Below are 22422 nucleotides of genomic sequence, written 5' to 3'. Positions count from 1 at the left end.
CAGGAGAGGAAGCGACGGCAAAACACCGTGCTCCCCTGGGCTGAACGCACTGTACCGGCACAGATTTCGCCGGTTCACATGCCACTCCCTCGCATGATCATTGCGTTCTCAGCCGGTTGAGGCAATTATTCTTCGCTGAACAAATCGCCGCCATGCATGTCGATCATTTCCAGCGCCTTGCCGCCACCGCGAGCCACACAGGTCAGCGGATCTTCAGCAACCACGACAGGAATACCCGTCTCTTCCATCAGCAGGCGATCCAGGTTGCGCAGTAACGCACCACCACCGGTCAGCACCATGCCGCGCTCCGAGATATCAGAAGCCAGCTCTGGCGGACACTGCTCAAGGGCAACCATCACCGCGCTAACGATGCCGGTTAACGGCTCCTGCAGCGCTTCCAGAATTTCGTTGGAGTTCAGCGTGAAGCCACGCGGTACACCTTCTGCCAGGTTACGGCCACGGACTTCAATTTCACGGACTTCGTCACCCGGATAGGCTGAACCGATCTCATGCTTAATACGTTCTGCGGTCGCTTCACCGATCAGTGAACCGTAGTTACGACGCACATAATTAATAATAGCTTCATCGAAGCGATCGCCACCAATACGAACAGATGAGGAGTAGACCACACCGTTAAGGGAGATCACCGCCACTTCTGTCGTACCGCCACCGATATCGACGACCATGGAACCGGTCGCTTCAGACACAGGCAGGCCTGCACCAATCGCTGCTGCCATCGGCTCTTCAATCAGGAAGACTTCACGCGCGCCTGCACCCTGAGCGGATTCACGAATTGCACGACGTTCTACCTGCGTGGCGCCAACGGGTACGCAGACCAGCACACGTGGACTGGGACGCATAAAGCTGTTGCTGTGAACCTGCTTAATGAAGTGCTGCAGCATCTTTTCGGTCACGAAGAAGTCAGCGATAACGCCATCTTTCATCGGACGGATAGCTGCGATGTTGCCTGGCGTACGGCCGAGCATCTGTTTGGCGTCATGACCCACGGCAGCGACGCTTTTCGGCGAACCGGCACGGTCCTGACGAATAGCGACCACAGAAGGCTCGTTCAGCACGATGCCCTGTCCTTTTACGTAAATCAGGGTATTCGCAGTACCCAGGTCAATGGACAAGTCATTGGAAAACATGCCACGAAATTTTTTAAACATCTAAGAGATAATCCTGCAAGCTGGGGGCGGAAAATAAAATCCGCTTACTTTACCAACCACACGAAGCTGCCACAAGGCGCAAAAACGTTCTGCTTCGGTGAAAAAAGACGCCTGATTGCGTTTAAGTCGTCTGAACCTGCGATCCACAACGGCAGAATGGCGACCAGACGCCATCAGCACTGCATTTCACGCGATTTCCCTTTGCCCTGTCCGACATAAAATCTAACATTTCCGGCTTCAGGGTCAGGGGTCCGGACGCGGCTAAACATTAAAAAAAACCGCAGTTTTCCGTCATAACGACGGAAATTCATTAAATACGGTAACGTTGAGAATACTTCTTCACGTTACTGTTAACCGGAAGCGAAGGGGCAAAAAAGTCGCCCTGCCCGCCCGCTACACCCAGCGCCACTAATGTCTGCCACTCCGCTTTTGTGCGGACGCCGGTAGCAAACACCTGAATGCCTGTGCACTTACAGACTTCAAGCAGACTCTGCACAAACAGCTGATTTTCGGTCCGACGCTCAATGTTGCGCACCAGCCCGGCATCCAGCTTGATCAGTTCCAGCGGCAGCTGGCGTATATAGGCGCTGCTGACCACGGTCAGTCCCGCCTGATTTACCGCAACCCGACAGCCAAACGCTTTCAGTGCGCGGAATACGGGCGCTAAGCGGTTGATGTGTTGACAAACATCTGCCTCGGCAAGTTCAAATAAAAATCGTTTTCTTTGTGATTTAGGGCACTGCAGCAGCATGTTCTGTAGCCAGAGTACAAATGAGCGGTGCAGGAGCGAGTTAATCGTCACCGGGATGACCAGCGTCTCTTCCGGCCAGAGTTCAGAAAGTGCTGCGATGCGCGTCATCAGCTGACGGTCCCAGGCATCCGCCATGCCGAGCTGCTGAACCAGCGGCATGTACTCTGCAGCGAGCACCTCTTTATCACCGTCGAAGATGCGGGTCAGCATCACCCGATGCTGTACCTTACCCTCAATATTGACGGTGGGTTTATGGTAGAGCCTTGGACCGCCCCGGCTGAGCGTATTCTCCAGCAGGGTTCGCCAGCGCACACTTCCCCGTCCGGCATCCTGAGGATTTCCGGCACCATTGGTCCAGTTGTTGCCGCCTAATAGTGCTGCACGTCGGGTGGCCATTTCGGCATTTTCCATCACCTGCGGTACGGTCTGTCCGCTGTGCCAGGCACTGATACCGATATGGATCAGATCATCGCGGTTCACCATACGCATCGGCGGCAGAGAATCGACGGCATTAATCAGCTGGTCGGCAATACTGTTTGCCTCTTTGAGGCTGCGATGCGGCAGCAACACGGCAAAATCACTGCGGAAATAGCGTGCCAGCAAGGCGCCGGGATAGCGCAGCACAAAGGTGGAGAGCATGTTAACGAAATTAAACAGGTATTCCTCCACCAGCCCCGGCTCCAGCGCATCTTTCAGCGTGTCCAGATCGGGCAGGCGTACCATCATTACCACGCCGTGCGTGCCGACATCCTCCTGATCCTCCAGCAGAGTGGCGAGCTGGTTATCAAAGAAGAGCCGGTTGTTGAGGCCGGTGCGGCCATCCTGTGCGGCAAAGGTCCGGATCAGCGTGTCGATACGCAGACGCTGTTCGCCCGCTTCCTGCAAATCCGCCAGCAATACATCCATCGCGCGGCTCGCCCTGGGTGGCCACTCATCCACGCCCCGCTTCGGCACGACCCCGCGCTCACCGCTGATAATCGCCTCTGCACGCACTTCAAGATGCTCCATGCCACGCCACTGACGACTAAGCCAGCGATGCATCATCAGCAGCACCAGACTCATCACCAGCATGACGCTAAACAGAATCCCCAGCGTGTAGGTTCCGGTGATGGATCGCAGCCAGGTTTTAGCAGGATCAAGGGTCACGACCCGCAGGTGTAAACCGGTCTGATGCATCAATGGCACATCGACCTGGAAAAAACGATTGGGCTCGTCTTCCAGCATCTGATTTTCGTGTCGGGAGAGGGTAAGGAAAGTCTGTCTGCCGTTGTGAAGGGAGATCTGCTCAGCATTCATGATCGGCATCATACGCATGAGCCAGTTATGCAGCTCGGCTGGCGTCTCGGTAAACATCGCCTGATCGACCTCCGTCGCCAGTACCTGTGCCCGATGTTCAACCCGCTGATGACTGAACCAGAAAACACTGAATGCGCAGCCAGCCAGCATCAATGACATTGCCAGCAAGCTTAAAAAGGTAATAAACGCAGATAATTTTGTGGTTAATCGCATCCCTGTGCCTGTATTACTGCGGTGATAACCGGATCACCCAACCTTGTACCGTCAGCCTGACGAAAACGCGAGCAAAATAGCATAATTTGCCGCTGTCGACAGTGCCCGGACGCATGAAGCCGAAGTATATCCCCGTGAAATCATCGCTGATGATAATCCCGACACTTTTCGGTGCATTCTCATCGGATGGCCAGCCAGGAAATTTCACATTTTCACGGCGAAACTGGCTGATATCAGCGATAGTCATCATGCTGGATGATGACATCCTGTCTGGAGAAGCCCAATGAAACGCATACCCTGCCTGACCGAAGCCGACGTAACGCCGGAAAGCATTTTTAATATGAAGCGCCGCCAGGTGCTGAAAACGCTGGGACTGAGCGCTGCGGCAATGGGTATGCCGGGCGTGGCGAATGCCGATATTCTCAGCTGGTTCAAAGGCAACGACCGACCTCCTGCACCAGCAGGCCGGGCGCTGGACTTTACCAAACCCGCGCAGTACCAGGCCGATCTGACCTTAACGCCGGCGGATAAAGTTTCTGGCTATAACAACTTCTATGAGTTCGGGCTGGATAAGGCCGATCCGGCGGCCAATGCGGGTACGCTGAAAACGGAACCCTGGAAACTGACCATTGATGGCGAAGTGGCTAAGCCTGTGACGCTGGATATGGATGACATCTTTAAACGCTTTGCCATGGAGCAGCGAATCTATCGCATGCGCTGTGTAGAGGCGTGGTCGATGGTAGTGCCCTGGATAGGCTTTGAGCTGAATAAACTGCTCTCGCTGGCGGAACCCACCAGCAAAGCGCGCTTTGTCGCCTTCCAGACGCTCTACGATCCGGAGCAGATGCCGGGCCAGAAAGATCGCTTTATTGGTGGCGGCCTCAACTATCCCTATGTCGAAGGTTTGCGTATGGATGAGGCGATGCATCCGCTGACGATACTCACCACCGGCGTTTATGGCAAAGCGCTGCCGCCGCAGAATGGCGCGCCGATTCGTCTGACCGTGCCGTGGAAATATGGCTTCAAAGGCATTAAGTCGATCGTCAAAATCACGCTGACCGACAAACAGCCTCCAACCACCTGGAACCAGATTGCCGCCGATGAATATGGCTTTTATGCCAACGTAAATCCGCACGTCAATCACCCTCGCTGGTCGCAGGCGACGGAGCGGTTTATTGGCCCTGGCGGCAGTCTGAAGGTCGAACGTCAGCCAACGCTGCTGTTTAACGGCTATGCCGAACAGGTGGCGTCGCTCTACCGTGGCATGGATTTACGGGAGAATTACTAAGTGGTCCGCCTGTCGATAAAACAGATCACATGGCTCAAGGTGATTCTGCATCTGGCGGCCCTGTTGCCGCTGGTTTATCTGATCCTTGCGGCGATGCAGGGTGGCCTGAGCGCGGACCCGGCAAAAGATATTCAGCACTTTACCGGCCGCATGGCGCTGAAACTGCTGCTGGGTACGCTGCTGGTCTCACCGCTGGCACGTTACGGCAGGCAGCCGCTGTTAATCCGCACCCGTCGTCTGCTCGGCGTCTGGACATTTGTCTGGGCGTCTATTCATCTGCTGAGCTACTACCTGCTGGAGCTGGGTGCTGACAACCTGCGTCTGCTGGGCAGCGAGCTGATCTCCCGTCCTTATCTCACACTGGGGATTATCAGCTGGCTGATATTACTGGCCCTGGCGGTCACCTCGTTCCAGCGCGCGCAGCGTAAGCTCGGTAAGCGCTGGCAAACCCTGCATAACGCGGTCTATCTTGTCGCTATCCTGGTGCCGATTCACTATATCTGGTCAGTGAAAATCCTGTCTCCCCAGCCACTTATCTATGCCCTGCTTGCTGCGATACTGTTAGCGTGGCGTTACAAAAAATTTCTCAAATGGTGGCCCCGCTAGCGCTTCACCCGTTGTTTTCCTCTGCTGTTTTCTGATAAAAGATGTGGCCCGCAGGCCACATCCGATCATCTTCGCAGATAAGACCAGTATTTTGCTGCGAAATGACACGAAACGGATATAATGCCCGGCTTTATTGCTCGTCGGCTCTTCTTTTTCATCCTGAAAGGTGACAAATGAAGATTCGCAAGGTATTTTACGCGATGCCTCAATGATTGCGGGAGATGGCAGCAAGATGACGCATAAATTACATATTCTGCTTTTAAACGGGCCCAACCTGAATCTGTTGGGAACACGTGAACCTGAGAAGTATGGTCATACCACGCTGCGTCAGATCGTAGACGATTTGACGCGTCAGGCAGACCAGCTGAATGTGGAGTTGAGCCACCTGCAGACCAATGCTGAATTTCAGCTGATTGATCGCATTCATGAGGCCAAAGGCAATGTGGATTACATCATCATTAATCCTGCCGCGTTTACCCATACCAGTGTCGCACTACGTGATGCCCTGCTGGCGGTAGAAATACCGTTCATCGAGGTTCATCTCTCAAATGTGCATGCCCGCGAGCCCTTCCGCCATCACTCCTATCTTTCTGATGTTTCTGCTGGCGTGATCTGTGGGCTTGGCGCTGACGGCTACACATGGGCTTTACAAACGGCAGTAAAACGCCTGTCGCAATCTAATTAATCAAACTGAGTACGGAACCCCACTCATGGATATTCGTAAAATTAAAAAACTGATCGAACTGGTTGAAGAGTCTGGCATTTCTGAGCTGGAAATCTCCGAAGGTGAAGAGTCCGTTCGCATCAGCCGTGCACCTGTCAACACAGGTTACCCGATGATGCAGCAGGCTTACGCTGCGCCAGCTCCACAGCCTGCTCTTGCGACAGCGGTTGCCCCTGTAACAGCCGTTGCCGAAGCGGCACCGGCTGAGATCAGCGGTCACATCGTGCGTTCACCAATGGTAGGCACCTTCTACCGTACGCCGAGCCCGGATGCGAAAGCCTTTGTGGAAGTCGGCCAGAAAGTGAATGCTGGCGATACATTGTGCATCGTCGAAGCCATGAAAATGATGAACCAGATCGAAGCTGACAAATCAGGCGTGGTGAAAGCTATCCTGGTTGAAAGCGGTCAGCCGGTCGAATTTGACGAGCCACTGGTTATCATCGAGTAACGGGGCAGATCATGCTGGATAAAATTGTTATTGCTAACCGTGGTGAGATCGCACTGCGCATTCTGCGTGCCTGTAAAGAACTGGGCATCAAGACTGTTGCGGTACACTCAAGCGCGGATCGAGACCTGAAGCACGTGCTGCTGGCAGACGAAACCGTCTGCATCGGCCCGGCGCAGTCAGTTAAAAGTTACCTCAACATCCCGGCGTTGATCTCTGCAGCAGAGATCACCGGCGCGGTGGCGATTCACCCTGGCTACGGCTTCCTCTCTGAGAATGCCGATTTCGCTGAGCAGGTTGAGCGCTCCGGCTTTATCTTTATCGGCCCGAAAGCAGACACTATTCGCCTGATGGGTGACAAAGTTTCTGCAATCAATGCGATGAAGAAAGCAGGCGTCCCGACTGTACCGGGTTCTGACGGTTCGCTGACCGATGATATGGAAAAAAACCGTGCCTTTGCTAAGCGCATCGGTTATCCGGTCATCATCAAAGCGTCTGGCGGCGGCGGCGGTCGTGGTATGCGCGTAGTGCGTGGCGACAAAGATCTGGAAGAATCCATCAACATGACGAAAGCGGAAGCCAAAGCGGCTTTCAACAACGACATGGTCTACATGGAGAAGTATCTGGAGAATCCGCGCCACATCGAGATTCAGGTACTGGCCGACGGTCAGGGCAACGCGATCTATCTGGGCGAACGTGACTGCTCCATGCAGCGTCGTCACCAGAAAGTCGTCGAAGAAGCACCAGGCCCAGGCATCACAGAAGAACAGCGTCGCTTTATCGGGAATCGCTGTTCCCAGGCCTGTATTGAGATCGGCTACCGCGGCGCAGGCACCTTTGAGTTCCTGTATGAAAACGGTGAGTTCTACTTCATTGAGATGAACACCCGTATTCAGGTAGAACATCCTGTGACCGAGATGATCACCGGTGTCGACCTGATCAAAGAGCAGCTGCGCATTGCTGCGGGCCAGCCTCTGTCGATCAAACAGGAAGATGTGATCATTCGCGGACATGCGGTCGAGTGCCGTATCAACGCCGAAGATCCGGTGACCTTCCTGCCAAGCCCGGGTAAAATCACCCGCTTCCACGCGCCAGGCGGTTTTGGCGTGCGCTGGGAGTCGCATATTTACTCAGGCTACACCGTGCCGCCTTATTACGATTCCATGATCGGTAAACTGATCACCTATGGCGAATCGCGCGACGTGGCTATCGCCCGCATGAAAAATGCGCTGGCGGAACTGATCATCGACGGTATCAAAACCAACGTTGAACTGCAGATGAAAATCATGTCCGACGAAAACTTCCAGCACGGTGGAACCAATATCCACTATCTGGAGAAAAAACTCGGCTTGCACGAGAAGTAATCGCAACGCTGAGTCAGTCAGAGGCCGGTTAATCCGGCCTTTTTCTTTTGCCGCTGGCGTTAAGGTTGAATCATGGACGCTCGTTTTATACAGGCTCATAAAGAGGCGCGCTGGTCGCTCTATCTCACCCTGCTCTGGCTCGCTGCCTGGGGGCTCTCCGCCTGGCTGGGTGGCAGCGAAATCGGGTTCACCGGTCTGCCGCGCTGGTTTGAACTCTCCTGTCTGTTTGCTCCCCTGTTGTTCATTTTCCTGTGCTGGATGATGGTGCGGGTCATTTTCCGCGACATGCCGCTGGAGGATAAAAGTGAACAGTGAAATTATCCTGCCGTTACTGATTTATCTGGTCGTGATTGCCGCGCTGTCGGTCTTTGCGGTCCGTAAAAGGCGTGAAGGCAGTTTCCTGACTGAATACTTCCTTGGCAGCCGCTCGATGGGCGGGTTTGTGCTGGCGATGACGCTCACCACGACCTATATCAGCGCCAGCTCCTTTATTGGCGGTCCCGGTGCCGCCTACAAATATGGGCTGGGATGGGTATTGCTGGCGATGGTGCAGGTGCCTGCCGTCTGGCTCTCGCTGGGCGTGCTGGGGAAAAAGTTTGCCATTCTGGCGCGTAAACATAATGCGGTGACGCTGAATGACATGCTCTATGCCCGTTATCAGAGCCCGCTACTGATCTGGCTGGCGAGTCTGAGCCTGCTGATTGCCTTTATCGGTGCCATGACAGTGCAGTTTATTGGCGGTGCGCGGCTGCTCGAAACCGCCGCAGGCATTCCGTATGACACGGGTCTGCTGATTTTTGGCGGCACTATCGCGCTCTATACCGCTTTCGGCGGATTCCGTGCCAGCGTGCTCAATGACGCGATGCAGGGCATCGTGATGCTGATTGGTACCTTCCTGCTGCTGTTCGCAGTGATCCATCAGGCTGGCGGCCTCAGCACGGCCGTGCAGAAACTGCATGACATTGATCCTGCTTTGCTATCCCCTCAGGGGCCGGGCGAGATTATTACACCGACCTTCCTCAGCTCGTTTGTCGTGCTGGTCTGCTTTGGGGTGATTGGCCTGCCGCATACTGCGGTGCGCTGTATCTCCTATAAAGACAGCAAGGCCGTCCATCGGGCCATTATTCTGGGCACCATTGTGGTGGTAATCCTGATGCTGGGCATGCATCTGGCCGGCGCGCTGGGCCGGGCGGTGCTGCCGAATCTGACGGTGCCGGATAGTGTCATACCGACGCTGATGATTACGGTTCTGCCCCCGTTAGCAGCCGGACTGTTTCTGGCAGCGCCGATGGCTGCGATCATGTCGACCATTAATGCTCAACTGTTACAGGCTTCGGCTACGCTGATCAAAGATCTCTATCTGCGCGTCGCCCCGCAACAGCTGGAAAATGAGACGCGGCTGCGGCTGTTATCTGGCACCATTACCTTCGCACTGGGTATCCTGCTGCTGATAGCGGCATGGAATCCGCCCGATATGATTATCTGGCTCAACCTGCTGGCGTTTGGCGGCCTTGAGGCGGTTTTCCTCTGGCCGCTGGTACTGGGCCTCTACTGGGAACGCGCCAATGCCGCAGGGGCCATCACTGGCATGGTGGTGGGGGGAGGCTGTTACGCTTTTATGGCGAGCCTTAACCTGCAGCTTCTGGGTTTTCACCCCATCGTGCCTTCACTGCTTTTAAGCCTGCTGGCATTTTTAGTGGGCAACCTGTTTGGACGCGCGCCGCAAGCGGTCGACGCGCCGCAACACTGACGGAAAGAGAGACGTTATGCCGTGGATTCAAATCAAAATTAACAGCTCAGGTGCACACGCGGAGACGCTGAGCGATGCGCTGATGGACATCGGTGCGGTTTCAGTGACTTTTCAGGATACCAACGACACGCCGGTGTATGAGCCGCTGCCAGGTGAAACGCGCCTGTGGGGCGATACCGATGTTATCGGCCTGTTCGATGCCGAAACTGACATGGCCGTCATTACCGCCGAACTGGAACAGCATCCGCTGCTGGGCACCGGTTTTCGTCACCGGATCGAACAGATCGAAGATAAAGACTGGGAGCGCGAATGGATGGAAAACTTCCACCCGATGCGCTTCGGCGAGCGTCTCTGGATCTGCCCAAGCTGGCGTGACGTGCCGGATCCGGATGCCGTCAACGTGATGCTCGATCCGGGCCTGGCATTCGGCACCGGCACCCATCCCACCACCTCGCTCTGCCTGACCTGGCTTGATGGCCTGGATCTGGAAGGCAAAACGGTGATCGATTTTGGCTGTGGCTCCGGGATCCTGGCGATCGCCGCACTGAAGCTGGGTGCGTCTCAGGCGATTGGTATTGATATCGATCCGCAGGCCATTCAGGCCAGCCGGGATAATGCTGAGCGCAACGGCGTCTCGGATCGCCTGTCGCTCTACCTGCCCCACCAGCAACCCGACAATCTGCAGGCCGATGTGGTGGTCGCCAATATTCTGGCCGGCCCACTACGTGAACTGGCCCCGCTGATCAGCGTGCTGCCGAAGTCTGGCGGCCATCTGGGCCTGTCGGGCGTGTTAGAGAGCCAGGCGGAGAGCGTCTGCGAAGCGTATGTTAATGAGTTCACGCTTGACCCGGTGGCGGTGAAAGAGGAGTGGTGCCGGATTACCGGGATTAAATCCTGAATTTAGCGCCTGTCTCTCCTTTCTGATATGACTCTGCCGGGCACAAAGTGTCTTAACAGACGATTAAGCCAGCCCGTAGCGTAAGCTGCGGGCTTTTCCGATCTGAAATGGATGCTTGTATCGTTAATCACGGCATGTGACGTTTTTTATCTGGCTAATCGGCGTACTTTTCTGGAAAAACTTTTGCTCACAATTTCAGCATAAACTATTAACGCATTGATATATAACAACAATAATAACTCCTCCCGATCATCACCCGGATTTCATTGATCTTTCTTGCTGATTGTTCAAAGTTTGGCCTTTCATCTTCCGGCAAAAATGCGTAATATACGCCGCCTTGCAGACACAGTATGGCCATTCTGACTTCATGCGTATTGGAAACCTCCAGCTGAGAAATCGACTGATTGCAGCACCGATGGCCGGTATTACCGACAGGCCGTTCAGGGCGCTGTGTCACGAAATGGGTGCAGGCATGGCAGTTTCTGAGATGTTGTCTTCTAACCCGGAAGTGTGGGCTAGCGACAAATCCCGATTACGTATGGTTCACAGTGATGAGCCAGGTATTCGCGCCGTGCAAATTGCCGGTTGCGATCCCAGTGAAATGGCGCAAGCTGCACGCATTAATGTTGAGGCTGGTGCACAGGTCATCGACATTAATATGGGATGCCCTGCCAAGAAGGTTAACCGCAAGATGGCGGGTTCAGCCTTGCTGCAATATCCCACCGTGGTGGAGTCCATTCTCTCCGCAGTGGTTAATGCAGTGAATGTGCCGGTTACGCTGAAAATTCGTACTGGCTGGGATCCTGAAAACAGGAACTGTGTCGCGATTGCCCAATTGGCTGAACGCTGCGGTATACAGGCTCTGACGATACATGGTCGCACTCGTGCCTGCCTGTTCAACGGAGAAGCTGAATATGACAGCATTCGGACAGTTAAGCAGAGTGTCTCCATTCCGATTATCGCGAATGGAGACATAACTGACCCGCATAAAGCCAGAGCGGTGCTCGACTATACAGGGGCCGATGCTCTGATGATAGGACGCGCTGCTCAGGGAAGACCGTGGATCTTCCGGGAAATCCAGCATTATCTGGACACTGGGGAGTTGCTTGCCCCGCTGCCGATGGCAGAGGTCAAGCGCTTGCTTGTTTCGCATATACGTGAGCTGCACGACTTTTACGGTTCAGGCAAGGGATACCGTATAGCGCGAAAGCACGTCTCCTGGTATCTGCAGGAGCACGCCCCGAATGACCAGTTTCGGCGCACATTCAACGCCATTGAGGATGCCAGCGAACAGCTGGAGGCGTTGGAGGCATACTTCGAAAATCTTGCGTAACGAAATAAAGAGCTGAAAGAACTATGTTCGAACAACGCGTAAATTCTGACGTACTGACCGTTTCTACCGTTAACTCACAGGATCAGGTAACTCAAAAACCTTTGCGTGATTCGGTTAAACAGGCACTGAAGAACTATTTTGCTCAACTGAATGGTCAGGATGTGAGCGACCTGTATGAGCTGGTTTTGGCTGAAGTCGAGCAGCCTCTGTTGGACATGGTGATGCAGTATACCCGTGGCAACCAGACCCGTGCTGCCCTGATGATGGGTATCAACCGCGGTACGCTGCGTAAGAAATTGAAAAAATACGGCATGAACTGATTTTTAGTTCTGTCTGTTAATTACGCCAGCCTTCGGGCTGGCGTTTTTATTTGTGCATCGTCGCACAAAGTCACGACAAAAATAGTGAAACACTTTCCTGCAATATGGTAACTATAGTTGCAATCGCTGGCGTGATATTTCGCCCTCTCGCTTTCGTCCGCTCTGATTTGACTTAATGCTTATCCGCTCTGTCGCCGCGCTGTACATCCCACCACTGCTGGGTATGTGACTTTCTGCGCATTTAATAGCAACGCAATCTCTTCATACATTCCTGCCTGAGCGAGCGCTCACACTGCTCCTATATAGTGAAACTATTTGCACTAAATGTGATCGGGTCGACTCGCTTTGCTTCCTTTTGGTGCGCCATATTAGCGGAACTTTCTAAGTGCTTCCGATTATTAACCGTTCTTTCATACGAATTCAGGATTCTGCAAACCTGGCATCAGCTTTGCAGAGTCGTGGATGGCTGACCGCCACAGACAGGAAAAAACGCACACTAAAGTGCGCAAACATAACAACATGATCCCGCCACACAGGATGCTTTATGAAAAAGATGATGCTCTCTACGCTGATCGCTGCCGCCTCGCTGGTTGGTATTGCACAGCAAGCACACGCAGGCACCACACTGGATGCGATAAAGAAAAAAGGTTTTGTTCAATGTGGTATCAGTGATGGCCTGCCGGGCTTCTCCTATGCAGATGCTGGCGGCAAGTTTACCGGTATCGATGTGGATGTGTGTCGTGCGACGGCTGCGGCTGTGTTTGGCGATGCGACCAAAGTGAAATATACCCCGCTGACTGCGAAAGAGCGTTTTACCGCCCTGCAGTCAGGCGAAGTGGATGTGCTTTCACGTAATACCACCTGGACCTCATCGCGCGATGGCGGCATGGGCTTCCTGTTTGCGGGCGTGAACTATTACGACGGTATCGGCTTCCTGACTCACCAGAAAGCCGGCCTGAAAAGTGCGAAAGAGCTGGATGGCGCGACGGTCTGTATCCAGGCGGGTACCGATACCGAGCTGAACGTGGCGGACTTTTTCAAAGCCAACAAAATGCAATACACGCCGGTGACCTTTGACCGTTCTGATGAATCTGCTAAGGCGCTGGATAGCGGCCGCTGCGATACGCTGGCATCTGACCAGTCTCAGCTCTACGCACTGCGCATTAAGCTCGGCAAACCTGACGAGTTTATCGTCCTGCCAGAAGTCATCTCCAAAGAGCCGCTGGGACCGCTGGTGCGTCGTGGTGATGATGACTGGTTCACCATCGTTAAATGGTCGCTCTACGCCATGCTGAATGCGGAAGAGATGGGGATCAACTCGAAGAACGTTGACCAGATGACAGCCAAGCCAACCAATCCAGACATGGCACACTTCCTGGGTGCTGAAGGTGATTTTGGTAAAGATCTGAAGCTGGATAACAAGTGGGCCTACAACATCGTCAAGCAGGTAGGTAACTATCAGGAAAGCTTTGACCGTAACGTCGGTAAAGACAGCGCACTGAAAATCGCACGCGGTCAGAATGCGTTGTGGAACCAGGGCGGGATTCAGTACGCACCACCGGTACGTTAACAGACCTCACCAATCGGGCACCGTATTCTGCGGTGCCCTACCCCAGCTTTCGTATTGAGGTTTCAACATGTCACAACGCCCAACCGTGAAAAGGGATTTTTCATTTGGTAATCCCACGGTTCGCGCCTGGATTTATCAGCTCATAGCCGTCGTCGCTGTGCTTGGTGTGGTGGGTTATCTGGTGCACAACACCATTATCAACCTTGCCAATCGCGGCATTACATCGGGGTTTGGATTTCTTGAACGTACGGCCGGTTTCGGCATCGTTCAGCATCTTATCGAGTACACAGAAGGAGATACCTACGCGCGCGTGTTTCTGGTCGGATTAACCAACACGCTGCTGGTCTCTGCACTCTGTATTGTTTTCGCGTCGATTCTCGGATTCGCGGTCGGTCTTGCCCGCCTTTCTGATAACTGGCTGCTGCGCAAGCTCTCGAATATCTATATCGAAACCTTCCGTAATATCCCGCCCCTGCTTCAAATTTTCTTCTGGTACTTCGCAGTATTACGCAATCTGCCGGGCCCCCGTCAGGCGCTGAATGCATTCGATCTGGCTTATGTCAGCAATCGCGGGCTCTATGTTCCGTGGCCGACCTATGCACCGGGCAGCTGGCCGTTTGTGATCGCGGTGCTTCTGGCCGCGGCGGTGAGCTATGGACTGTACCGCTTTAACCGCCAGCACCAGCTGAAAACCGGTGAGTTACGTCGCACCTGGCCCGCTGCCATTGGGATGCTGATTCTGTTTCCTTTGCTGGCGCATCTTGGGTTTGGCGCAGCCATGCACTGGGATGTGCCACAACTGCATGGATTCAACTTCCGGGGCGGCTCGGTGATGATACCGGAGCTGGCAGCACTGACGCTGGCACTGTCTATCTACACCTCGTCGTTTATTGCTGAAGTGATCCGTTCCGGGATTCAGTCGGTGCCGCATGGTCAGCACGAAGCCGCACGATCGCTGGGTCTGCCTAATCCGGTTACGCTGCGTCAGGTCATTATTCCTCAGGCCATGCGCGTCATTATTCCGCCGCTGACCAGCCAGTATCTTAACATCGTGAAGAACTCCTCACTGGCCGCCGCTATCGGTTATCCCGATATGGTGTCGCTGTTTGCCGGGTCGGTACTGAATCAGACCGGTCAGGCGATTGAGACGATTGCGATCACGATGGGCGTTTACCTGATTATCAGTCTGCTGATATCGATGCTTATGAACTTCTACAACCGCAAAATTGCGCTTGTTGAGCGTTAAGAGAACGGGATAACTATGTCTGTGACTACGCATGAAACGCCCCCCGTCCCGACGACTCCTGTCAGTCGCGCCTGGCTTTGGGCTCGTAAAAATCTGTTTTCCAGCTGGTTTAACACGTTACTGACGTTGTTCTGCATCTGGGTAATCTGGCACGTCATTCCGCCCGCGCTGAACTGGCTGGTCTTTCAGGCAAACTGGATTGGCACCACGCGCGCCGATTGCACCAAAGAAGGCGCCTGTTGGGTCTTTATCCATGCGCGTTTCGGCCAGTTCATGTATGGACTCTATCCGCATGAGCTGCGCTGGCGTATTAACCTGGCGCTGGTGATTGGCCTGCTGTCGATTGTGCCGATGTTCCTTAAGAGCCTGCCGTACCGGGGTCGCTACATTGCGGCCTGGGCCATCATCTATCCGGTGATTGTCTGGTTCCTGCTCTATGGCGGCTACCTGGGACTGGAGCGTGTCGAAACACGTCAGTGGGGTGGATTAACGCTGACGCTGATTATCGCGTCGGTCGGTATTGCCGGTGCGCTGCCGCTGGGTATTTTGCTGGCGCTTGGCCGTCGCTCACGTATGCCGGTGGTACGTACGCTGTCGATTATCTTTATCGAGTTCTGGCGAGGCGTGCCGCTGATTACCGTGCTGTTTATGTCATCCGTGATGCTGCCGCTGTTTATGTCTGAAGGCACTAACATCGACAAACTGGTGCGCGCACTGGTGGGCGTCATTCTGTTCCAGTCTGCCTATGTGGCCGAGGTGGTTCGTGGTGGCCTGCAGGCACTGCCGAAAGGTCAGTATGAAGCGGCCGAGTCTCTGGCGCTGGGCTACTGGAAGACGCAGATGCTTGTAATCCTGCCGCAGGCGCTGAAGCTCACCATTCCCGGCCTGGTTAACACCATCATTGCACTGTTCAAAGATACCAGTCTGGTCATCATCATTGGTCTTTTCGATCTGTTCAGCAGCGTCCAGCAGGCAACGGTCGATCCGGCCTGGCTGGGTATGTCGACTGAAGGTTATGTCTTTGCTGCACTGGTCTATTGGATCTTCTGTTTTAGCATGTCGCGCTACAGCCAGTATCTGGAAAAGCGCTTTCACACCGGGCGTACATCGCACTGAGGTTTTACATGACAGACTCTATGACACACTCTTCCGACGCGTTGATGATCTCCCTTGAGAACGTGAATAAATGGTACGGGCAGTTCCACGTACTGAAAGACATCAACCTGCAGGTTAAACCCCGTGAACGCATCGTACTCTGCGGACCTTCCGGTTCCGGCAAATCGACGACGATCCGCTGTATCAACCATCTGGAAGAGCATCAGCAGGGCCGCATTGTTGTTGACGGTATCCACCTTAACGATGACGTGCGTAACATTGAGCGTGTGCGCACCGAAGTCGGCATGGTATTCCAGCACTTTAATCTCTTCCCGCATCTGACTGTATTGCAGAACTGTACGCTGGCACCCTCGTGGGTGAGAAAGATCCCTAAGAAAGAAGCGGATGAACTGGCTATGCACTATCTGGAACGCGTGCGTATTGCTGAGCATGCGCATAAGTTTCCGGGTCAGCTCTCTGGCGGACAGCAGCAACGTGTCGCCATCGCCCGTTCACTCTGTATGAAACCTAAAATTATGCTGTTTGATGAGCCAACGTCAGCGCTGGATCCTGAGATGGTTAAAGAGGTGCTGGATACAATGATTGGCCTGGCTGAGGATGGGATGACCATGCTGTGCGTTACCCACGAGATGGGCTTTGCCCGAACCGTGGCTGACAGGGTGATCTTTATGGATCGGGGTGAGATCGTCGAAGTTGCGCCACCGCAGGAGTTCTTTGCTAATCCTAAATCGGAGCGCACCCGGGCATTTTTATCGCAGGTTATTCACTGATTTCCCACGCAGTTATCTTACTACCCGGCCTGGTGCCGGGTTTTTTATTGCCTGAACCTCAGGCGCAATGAGCTGGTTGAGCCGATGCAGTGCGGTGCGGTGCGGTGCGGTGATGAAAGCACCGGAAAGCGGGCTGATACGAGGGCGTTTTATTGCGGATTGTCACATTGTCAGATTGCCACAACGAAAAAAGCCCTTCGCATACGCGAAGGGCTCTCTCTTATTTGATGCCTGGCAGTTCCCTACTCTCGCATGGGGAGACCCCACACTACCATCGGCGCTACGGCGTTTCACTTCTGAGTTCGGCATGGGGTCAGGTGGGACCACCGCGCTACAGCCGCCAGGCAAATCTTGGTGCACGAAACGAATCTTCTGCGCTGCTCCTGCGTTACCTGCGCTTGCAGCCTCAGTCACATACTTCAGTATGCTCCTTCCGCTGCGGCACTGGCCGCCTTGCATCAGCACAGAATCTTTCGTTTCCGCTAATTTTATCCGTCACAAGCTGAAAATCGTGTCTCTCAAAAACGCCTCTGGCGTTGTAAGGTTAAGCCTCACGGGTCATTAGTACCGGTTAGCTCAACGCATCGCTGCGCTTACACACCCGGCCTATCAACGTCGTAGTCTTCAACGTCCCTTCAGGACTCTCAAAGGAGTCAGGGAGAACTCATCTCGGGGCAAGTTTCGTGCTTAGATGCTTTCAGCACTTATCTTTTCCGCACTTAGCTACCGGGCAATGCCATTGGCATGACAACCCGAACACCAGTGGTGCGTTCACTCCGGTCCTCTCGTACTAGGAGCAACCCCCCTCAATTCTCCAGCGCCCACGGCAGATAGGGACCGAACTGTCTCACGACGTTCTAAACCCAGCTCGCGTACCACTTTAAACGGCGAACAGCCGTACCCTTGGGACCTACTTCAGCCCCAGGATGTGATGAGCCGACATCGAGGTGCCAAACACCGCCGTCGATATGAACTCTTGGGCGGTATCAGCCTGTTATCCCCGGAGTACCTTTTATCCGTTGAGCGATGGCCCTTCCATTCAGAACCACCGGATCACTATGACCTGCTTTCGCACCTGCTCGAGCCGTCACTCTCGCAGTCAAGCCAGCTTATGCCATTGCACTAACCTCACGATGTCCGACCGTGATTAGCTGACCTTCGTGCTCCTCCGTTACTCTTTAGGAGGAGACCGCCCCAGTCAAACTACCCACCAGACACTGTCCGCAGCCCGGATTACGGGCCTACGTTAGAACATCAAACATTAAAGGGTGGTATTTCAAGGTTGGCTCCACGCGAACTGGCGTCCGCGCTTCAAAGCCTCCCACCTATCCTACACATCAAGGCTCAATGTTCAGTGTCAAGCTGTAGTAAAGGTTCACGGGGTCTTTCCGTCTTGCCGCGGGTACACTGCATCTTCACAGCGAGTTCAATTTCACTGAGTCTCGGGTGGAGACAGCCTGGCCATCATTACGCCATTCGTGCAGGTCGGAACTTACCCGACAAGGAATTTCGCTACCTTAGGACCGTTATAGTTACGGCCGCCGTTTACCGGGGCTTCGATCAAGAGCTTCTCCTTGCGGATAACCCCATCAATTAACCTTCCGGCACCGGGCAGGCGTCACACCGTATACGTCCACTTTCGTGTTTGCACAGTGCTGTGTTTTTAATAAACAGTTGCAGCCAGCTGGTATCTTCGACTGGCTTCAGCTCGGGGAGCAAGTCCCTCCACCTACGCGCCAGCGTGCCTTCTCCCGAAGTTACGGCACCATTTTGCCTAGTTCCTTCACCCGAGTTCTCTCAAGCGCCTTGGTATTCTCTACCTGACCACCTGTGTCGGTTTGGGGTACGATTCTGTGTTACCTGATGCTTAGAGGCTTTTCCTGGAAGCTGGGCATTTATCACTTCAGCACCGTAGTGCCTCGTCGTCACGCCTCAGCGTTAACAAGAGTCCGGATTTACCTAAACTCTCCGCCTACACGCTTAAACCGGGACAACCGTCGCCCGGCTGATATAGCCTTCTCCGTCCCCCCTTCGCAGTAACACCGAGTACAGGAATATTAACCTGTTTCCCATCGACTACGCCTTTCGGCCTCGCCTTAGGGGTCGACTCACCCTGCTCCGATTAACGTTGAACAGGAACCCTTGGTCTTCCGGCGAGCGGGCTTTTCACCCGCTTTATCGTTACTTATGTCAGCATTCGCACTTCTGATACCTCCAGCAGCCCTCACAGGCCACCTTCGACGGCTTACAGAACGCTCCCCTACCCAACAACGCCTAAGCGTCGCTGCCGCAGCTTCGGTGCATGGTTTAGCCCCGTTACATCTTCCGCGCAGGCCGACTCGACCAGTGAGCTATTACGCTTTCTTTAAATGATGGCTGCTTCTAAGCCAACATCCTGGCTGTCTGTGCCTTCCCACATCGTTTCCCACTTAACCATGACTTTGGGACCTTAGCTGGCGGTCTGGGTTGTTTCCCTCTTCACGACGGACGTTAGCACCCGCCGTGTGTCTCCCGTGATAACATTCTTCGGTATTCGCAGTTTGCATCGGGTTGGTAAGCCGGGATGGCCCCCTAGCCGAAACAGTGCTCTACCCCCGAAGATGAGTTCACGAGGCGCTACCTAAATAGCTTTCGGGGAGAACCAGCTATCTCCCGGTTTGATTGGCCTTTCACCCCCAGCCACAGGTCATCCGCTAATTTTTCAACATTAGTCGGTTCGGTCCTCCAGTTAGTGTTACCCAACCTTCAACCTGCCCATGGCTAGATCACCGGGTTTCGGGTCTATACCCTGCAACTTAACGCCCAGTTAAGACTCGGTTTCCCTGCGGCTCCCCTATACGGTTAACCTTGCTACAGAATATAAGTCGCTGACCCATTATACAAAAGGTACGCAGTCACCCTGATAAATCAAGGCTCCCACTGCTTGTACGTACACGGTTTCAGGTTCTGTTTCACTCCCCTCGCCGGGGTTCTTTTCGCCTTTCCCTCACGGTACTGGTTCACTATCGGTCAGTCAGGAGTATTTAGCCTTGGAGGATGGTCCCCCCATATTCAGACAGGATACCACGTGTCCCGCCTTACTCATCGAGCTCACAGCATGTGTGTTTTTGTGTACGGGAGTATCACCCTGTACCCTGCGACTTTCCAGACGCTTCCACTAACACACAAGCTGATTCAGGCTCTGGGCTGCTCCCCGTTCGCTCGCCGCTACTGGGGGAATCTCGGTTGATTTCTTTTCCTCGGGGTACTTAGATGTTTCAGTTCCCCCGGTTCGCCTTGCAGCACTATGTATTCATGCTGCAATGATGCACAGAGTGCACCGGGTTTCCCCATTCGGACATCGACGGCTGTAGCGGTTCATATCACCTTACCGTCGCTTTACGCAGATTAGCACGTCCTTCATCGCCTCTGACTGCCTGGGCATCCACCGTGTACGCTTAGTCGCTTAACCTCACAACCCACAGGCGTTTTACAACGCTGCGTGTTGCAAGCATTTGAGAGACTCGAACATATCGCGTTTTTCATTCTTATTACGGAGAATGAAAACGACATGTCGTTTCAATTTTCAGCTTGTTCCGGATTGTTAAAGAGCAAATATCTCAAACGCGGCCCGGCTGCTTACGCAACCAAATCGGTTTTGAGATACTGTATGGAGACACCTTTCACCTGTCACCAAGCAGGTGGCGTCCCCTAGGGGATTCGAACCCCTGTTGCCGCCGTGAAAGGGCGGAGTCCTAACCGCTAGACGAAGGGGACACAATTGTGTCACGACTTCGCAGCCGTCCTGCTCATTACTTTTTATCAGACAATCTGTGTGGACACTGCGCGGGAAGGTATCTTCAGGTAAGGAGGTGATCCAACCGCAGGTTCCCCTACGGTTACCTTGTTACGACTTCACCCCAGTCATGAATCACAAAGTGGTAAGCGCCCTCCCGAAGGTTAAGCTACCTACTTCTTTTGCAACCCACTCCCATGGTGTGACGGGCGGTGTGTACAAGGCCCGGGAACGTATTCACCGTGGCATTCTGATCCACGATTACTAGCGATTCCGACTTCACGGAGTCGAGTTGCAGACTCCGATCCGGACTACGACGCACTTTGTGAGGTCCGCTTGCTCTCGCGAGGTCGCTTCTCTTTGTATGCGCCATTGTAGCACGTGTGTAGCCCTACTCGTAAGGGCCATGATGACTTGACGTCATCCCCACCTTCCTCCGGTTTATCACCGGCAGTCTCCTTTGAGTTCCCGACATGACTCGCTGGCAACAAAGGATAAGGGTTGCGCTCGTTGCGGGACTTAACCCAACATTTCACAACACGAGCTGACGACAGCCATGCAGCACCTGTCTCAGCGTTCCCGAAGGCACTAAGGCATCTCTGCCGAATTCGCTGGATGTCAAGAGTAGGTAAGGTTCTTCGCGTTGCATCGAATTAAACCACATGCTCCACCGCTTGTGCGGGCCCCCGTCAATTCATTTGAGTTTTAACCTTGCGGCCGTACTCCCCAGGCGGTCGACTTAACGCGTTAGCTCCGGAAGCCACTCCTCAAGGGAACAACCTCCAAGTCGACATCGTTTACGGCGTGGACTACCAGGGTATCTAATCCTGTTTGCTCCCCACGCTTTCGCACCTGAGCGTCAGTCTTTGTCCAGGGGGCCGCCTTCGCCACCGGTATTCCTCCAGATCTCTACGCATTTCACCGCTACACCTGGAATTCTACCCCCCTCTACAAGACTCAAGCCTGCCAGTTTCAAATGCAGTTCCCAGGTTAAGCCCGGGGATTTCACATCTGACTTAACAGACCGCCTGCGTGCGCTTTACGCCCAGTAATTCCGATTAACGCTTGCACCCTCCGTATTACCGCGGCTGCTGGCACGGAGTTAGCCGGTGCTTCTTCTGCGGGTAACGTCAATCGACACGGTTATTAACCGCATCGCCTTCCTCCCCGCTGAAAGTACTTTACAACCCGAAGGCCTTCTTCATACACGCGGCATGGCTGCATCAGGCTTGCGCCCATTGTGCAATATTCCCCACTGCTGCCTCCCGTAGGAGTCTGGACCGTGTCTCAGTTCCAGTGTGGCTGGTCATCCTCTCAGACCAGCTAGGGATCGTCGCCTAGGTGGGCCATTACCCCGCCTACTAGCTAATCCCATCTGGGTTCATCCGATAGTGAGAGGCCCGAAGGTCCCCCTCTTTGGTCTTGCGACGTTATGCGGTATTAGCCACCGTTTCCAGTGGTTATCCCCCTCTATCGGGCAGATCCCCAGACATTACTCACCCGTCCGCCACTCGTCACCCAAGAGCAAGCTCTCTGTGCTACCGTCCGACTTGCATGTGTTAGGCCTGCCGCCAGCGTTCAATCTGAGCCATGATCAAACTCTTCAATTTAAGTTTGATTTGCTTAAACAAGTTAAGCGGTGCTCATCTGTAAAACGTCATAATGAATTTCATTATGTGTTCACTCGTGAGACTTGATATTTTTGTTGCGTCCTAAGACGCTGATATCAATCCTGCGAGTGCCCACACAGATTGTCTGATAAATTGTTAAAGAGCAGTGCGAACAGTG

Annotated in this window: 17 protein-coding genes, 1 tRNA gene and 3 rRNA genes; 14 read left to right on the top strand and 7 right to left on the bottom strand. The window is 54.0% G+C overall.

Annotated elements, in window-relative coordinates:
* Nucleotides 1-125: 125 nt before the first annotated feature.
* From mreB to PU624_RS06230, 3 genes are all read right to left on the bottom strand, one after another.
* Nucleotides 126-1169, bottom strand: coding sequence for a rod shape-determining protein MreB (gene mreB, locus PU624_RS06240; protein WP_003855260.1), 1044 nt, complete (start codon nt 1167-1169; stop codon nt 126-128).
* Between the two features lie 310 nt (nt 1170-1479).
* On the bottom strand, nt 1480-3429 hold the full coding sequence (gene csrD / locus PU624_RS06235) for an RNase E specificity factor CsrD (protein WP_283546963.1): 1950 nt from the start codon (nt 3427-3429) through the stop codon (nt 1480-1482).
* Nucleotides 3430-3442: 13 nt separating this feature from the next.
* Nucleotides 3443-3679 carry a hypothetical protein gene (locus PU624_RS06230; protein WP_283546962.1) on the bottom strand — a complete coding sequence of 79 codons (237 nt, stop codon included), beginning with the start codon at nt 3677-3679 and terminating at the stop codon, nt 3443-3445.
* Between the two features lie 33 nt (nt 3680-3712).
* Between PU624_RS06230 and msrP the strand changes: the two genes are divergently transcribed.
* The 14 genes from msrP to PU624_RS06160 all read left to right on the top strand — a co-directional run bounded on the left by msrP (nt 3713) and on the right by PU624_RS06160 (nt 16859).
* Nucleotides 3713-4717 carry a protein-methionine-sulfoxide reductase catalytic subunit MsrP gene (gene msrP, locus PU624_RS06225; protein ID WP_283546961.1) on the top strand — a complete coding sequence of 335 codons (1005 nt, stop codon included), beginning with the start codon at nt 3713-3715 and terminating at the stop codon, nt 4715-4717.
* Nucleotides 4718-5323, top strand: a complete 606-nt coding sequence (msrQ, locus tag PU624_RS06220) for a protein-methionine-sulfoxide reductase heme-binding subunit MsrQ (protein ID WP_283546960.1) — start codon at nt 4718-4720, stop codon at nt 5321-5323.
* A 232-nt stretch (nt 5324-5555) separates the two neighbouring features.
* The gene (aroQ, locus tag PU624_RS06215; RefSeq protein ID WP_283547942.1) at nt 5556-6008 is read left to right on the top strand and encodes a type II 3-dehydroquinate dehydratase; all 453 of its coding nucleotides are present in this window, start codon (nt 5556-5558) and stop codon (nt 6006-6008) included.
* Nucleotides 6009-6033: 25 nt separating this feature from the next.
* On the top strand, nt 6034-6495 hold the full coding sequence (gene accB / locus PU624_RS06210; protein ID WP_283546959.1) for an acetyl-CoA carboxylase biotin carboxyl carrier protein: 462 nt from the start codon (nt 6034-6036) through the stop codon (nt 6493-6495).
* 11 nt (nt 6496-6506) lie between these two features.
* Nucleotides 6507-7856, top strand: coding sequence for an acetyl-CoA carboxylase biotin carboxylase subunit (gene accC / locus PU624_RS06205; RefSeq protein WP_136196658.1), 1350 nt, complete (start codon nt 6507-6509; stop codon nt 7854-7856).
* 72 nt (nt 7857-7928) lie between these two features.
* The gene (locus PU624_RS06200; protein ID WP_283546958.1) at nt 7929-8171 is read left to right on the top strand and encodes a YhdT family protein; all 243 of its coding nucleotides are present in this window, start codon (nt 7929-7931) and stop codon (nt 8169-8171) included.
* A complete protein-coding gene (panF, locus tag PU624_RS06195) occupies nt 8161-9606 on the top strand; it encodes a sodium/pantothenate symporter (protein WP_283546957.1) in 1446 nt (481 codons plus the stop codon). The genes PU624_RS06200 and panF overlap by 11 nt, the downstream gene beginning before the upstream one ends.
* A gap of 16 nt (nt 9607-9622) precedes the next feature.
* Complete coding sequence (prmA, locus tag PU624_RS06190) at nt 9623-10504, top strand: 50S ribosomal protein L11 methyltransferase (RefSeq protein ID WP_283546956.1); 882 nt, start codon at nt 9623-9625, stop codon at nt 10502-10504.
* Between the two features lie 367 nt (nt 10505-10871).
* Nucleotides 10872-11837, top strand: a complete 966-nt coding sequence (dusB, locus tag PU624_RS06185; protein WP_008925814.1) for a tRNA dihydrouridine synthase DusB — start codon at nt 10872-10874, stop codon at nt 11835-11837.
* Between the two features lie 23 nt (nt 11838-11860).
* Complete coding sequence (fis, locus tag PU624_RS06180; RefSeq protein WP_003855228.1) at nt 11861-12157, top strand: DNA-binding transcriptional regulator Fis; 297 nt, start codon at nt 11861-11863, stop codon at nt 12155-12157.
* A gap of 544 nt (nt 12158-12701) precedes the next feature.
* On the top strand, nt 12702-13727 hold the full coding sequence (locus PU624_RS06175) for an amino acid ABC transporter substrate-binding protein (RefSeq protein WP_283546955.1): 1026 nt from the start codon (nt 12702-12704) through the stop codon (nt 13725-13727).
* A 67-nt stretch (nt 13728-13794) separates the two neighbouring features.
* Nucleotides 13795-14973 (top strand): amino acid ABC transporter permease, encoded by a 1179-nt coding sequence (locus PU624_RS06170; protein ID WP_283546954.1) that lies wholly within the window; start codon nt 13795-13797, stop codon nt 14971-14973.
* Nucleotides 14974-14988: 15 nt separating this feature from the next.
* Complete coding sequence (locus tag PU624_RS06165; RefSeq protein WP_283546953.1) at nt 14989-16089, top strand: amino acid ABC transporter permease; 1101 nt, start codon at nt 14989-14991, stop codon at nt 16087-16089.
* 8 nt (nt 16090-16097) lie between these two features.
* The gene (locus PU624_RS06160) at nt 16098-16859 is read left to right on the top strand and encodes an amino acid ABC transporter ATP-binding protein (RefSeq protein ID WP_090966293.1); all 762 of its coding nucleotides are present in this window, start codon (nt 16098-16100) and stop codon (nt 16857-16859) included.
* Nucleotides 16860-17088: 229 nt separating this feature from the next.
* On the opposite strand, the gene rrf is transcribed toward PU624_RS06160, so the two are convergent.
* The 4 genes from rrf to PU624_RS06140 form a co-directional block, all read right to left on the bottom strand.
* Nucleotides 17089-17204: ribosomal RNA gene (rrf, locus tag PU624_RS06155) — 5S ribosomal RNA — on the bottom strand.
* A gap of 195 nt (nt 17205-17399) precedes the next feature.
* Nucleotides 17400-20310 (bottom strand): 23S ribosomal RNA (locus PU624_RS06150).
* Between the two features lie 230 nt (nt 20311-20540).
* Nucleotides 20541-20615 (bottom strand) — tRNA-Glu (locus PU624_RS06145).
* 88 nt (nt 20616-20703) lie between these two features.
* Nucleotides 20704-22244: ribosomal RNA gene (locus tag PU624_RS06140) — 16S ribosomal RNA — on the bottom strand.
* The 16S, 23S and 5S rRNA genes sit together here with 1 tRNA gene alongside, the layout of an rRNA operon.
* Nucleotides 22245-22422 lie beyond the last annotated feature (178 nt).

It is taken from the genome of Pantoea sp. Lij88, assembly GCF_030062155.1.
Classification (GTDB): domain Bacteria; phylum Pseudomonadota; class Gammaproteobacteria; order Enterobacterales; family Enterobacteriaceae; genus Pantoea.
The sequence above is the reverse complement of the archived record's forward strand: the minus strand, read 5'-3'. Positions and strand labels throughout refer to the sequence as shown.

What these genes read in the sequence shown, in the direction of transcription:
- dusB (WP_008925814.1), top strand. Translation starts at nt 10,872, where the DNA reads ATGCGTATTGGAAACCTCCAGCTGAGAAATCGACTGATTGCAGCACCG.
- PU624_RS06165 (WP_283546953.1), top strand. Translation starts at nt 14,989, where the DNA reads ATGTCTGTGACTACGCATGAAACGCCCCCCGTCCCGACGACTCCTGTC.
- accB (WP_283546959.1), top strand. Translation starts at nt 6,034, where the DNA reads ATGGATATTCGTAAAATTAAAAAACTGATCGAACTGGTTGAAGAGTCT.
- aroQ (WP_283547942.1), top strand. Translation starts at nt 5,556, where the DNA reads ATGACGCATAAATTACATATTCTGCTTTTAAACGGGCCCAACCTGAAT.
- prmA (WP_283546956.1), top strand. Translation starts at nt 9,623, where the DNA reads ATGCCGTGGATTCAAATCAAAATTAACAGCTCAGGTGCACACGCGGAG.
- PU624_RS06175 (WP_283546955.1), top strand. Translation starts at nt 12,702, where the DNA reads ATGAAAAAGATGATGCTCTCTACGCTGATCGCTGCCGCCTCGCTGGTT.
- csrD (WP_283546963.1), bottom strand. Translation starts at nt 3,429, where the DNA reads ATGCGATTAACCACAAAATTATCTGCGTTTATTACCTTTTTAAGCTTG.
- mreB (WP_003855260.1), bottom strand. Translation starts at nt 1,169, where the DNA reads ATGTTTAAAAAATTTCGTGGCATGTTTTCCAATGACTTGTCCATTGAC.
- msrP (WP_283546961.1), top strand. Translation starts at nt 3,713, where the DNA reads ATGAAACGCATACCCTGCCTGACCGAAGCCGACGTAACGCCGGAAAGC.
- accC (WP_136196658.1), top strand. Translation starts at nt 6,507, where the DNA reads ATGCTGGATAAAATTGTTATTGCTAACCGTGGTGAGATCGCACTGCGC.
- PU624_RS06230 (WP_283546962.1), bottom strand. Translation starts at nt 3,679, where the DNA reads ATGATGACTATCGCTGATATCAGCCAGTTTCGCCGTGAAAATGTGAAA.
- PU624_RS06160 (WP_090966293.1), top strand. Translation starts at nt 16,098, where the DNA reads ATGACAGACTCTATGACACACTCTTCCGACGCGTTGATGATCTCCCTT.
- PU624_RS06200 (WP_283546958.1), top strand. Translation starts at nt 7,929, where the DNA reads ATGGACGCTCGTTTTATACAGGCTCATAAAGAGGCGCGCTGGTCGCTC.
- PU624_RS06170 (WP_283546954.1), top strand. Translation starts at nt 13,795, where the DNA reads ATGTCACAACGCCCAACCGTGAAAAGGGATTTTTCATTTGGTAATCCC.
- fis (WP_003855228.1), top strand. Translation starts at nt 11,861, where the DNA reads ATGTTCGAACAACGCGTAAATTCTGACGTACTGACCGTTTCTACCGTT.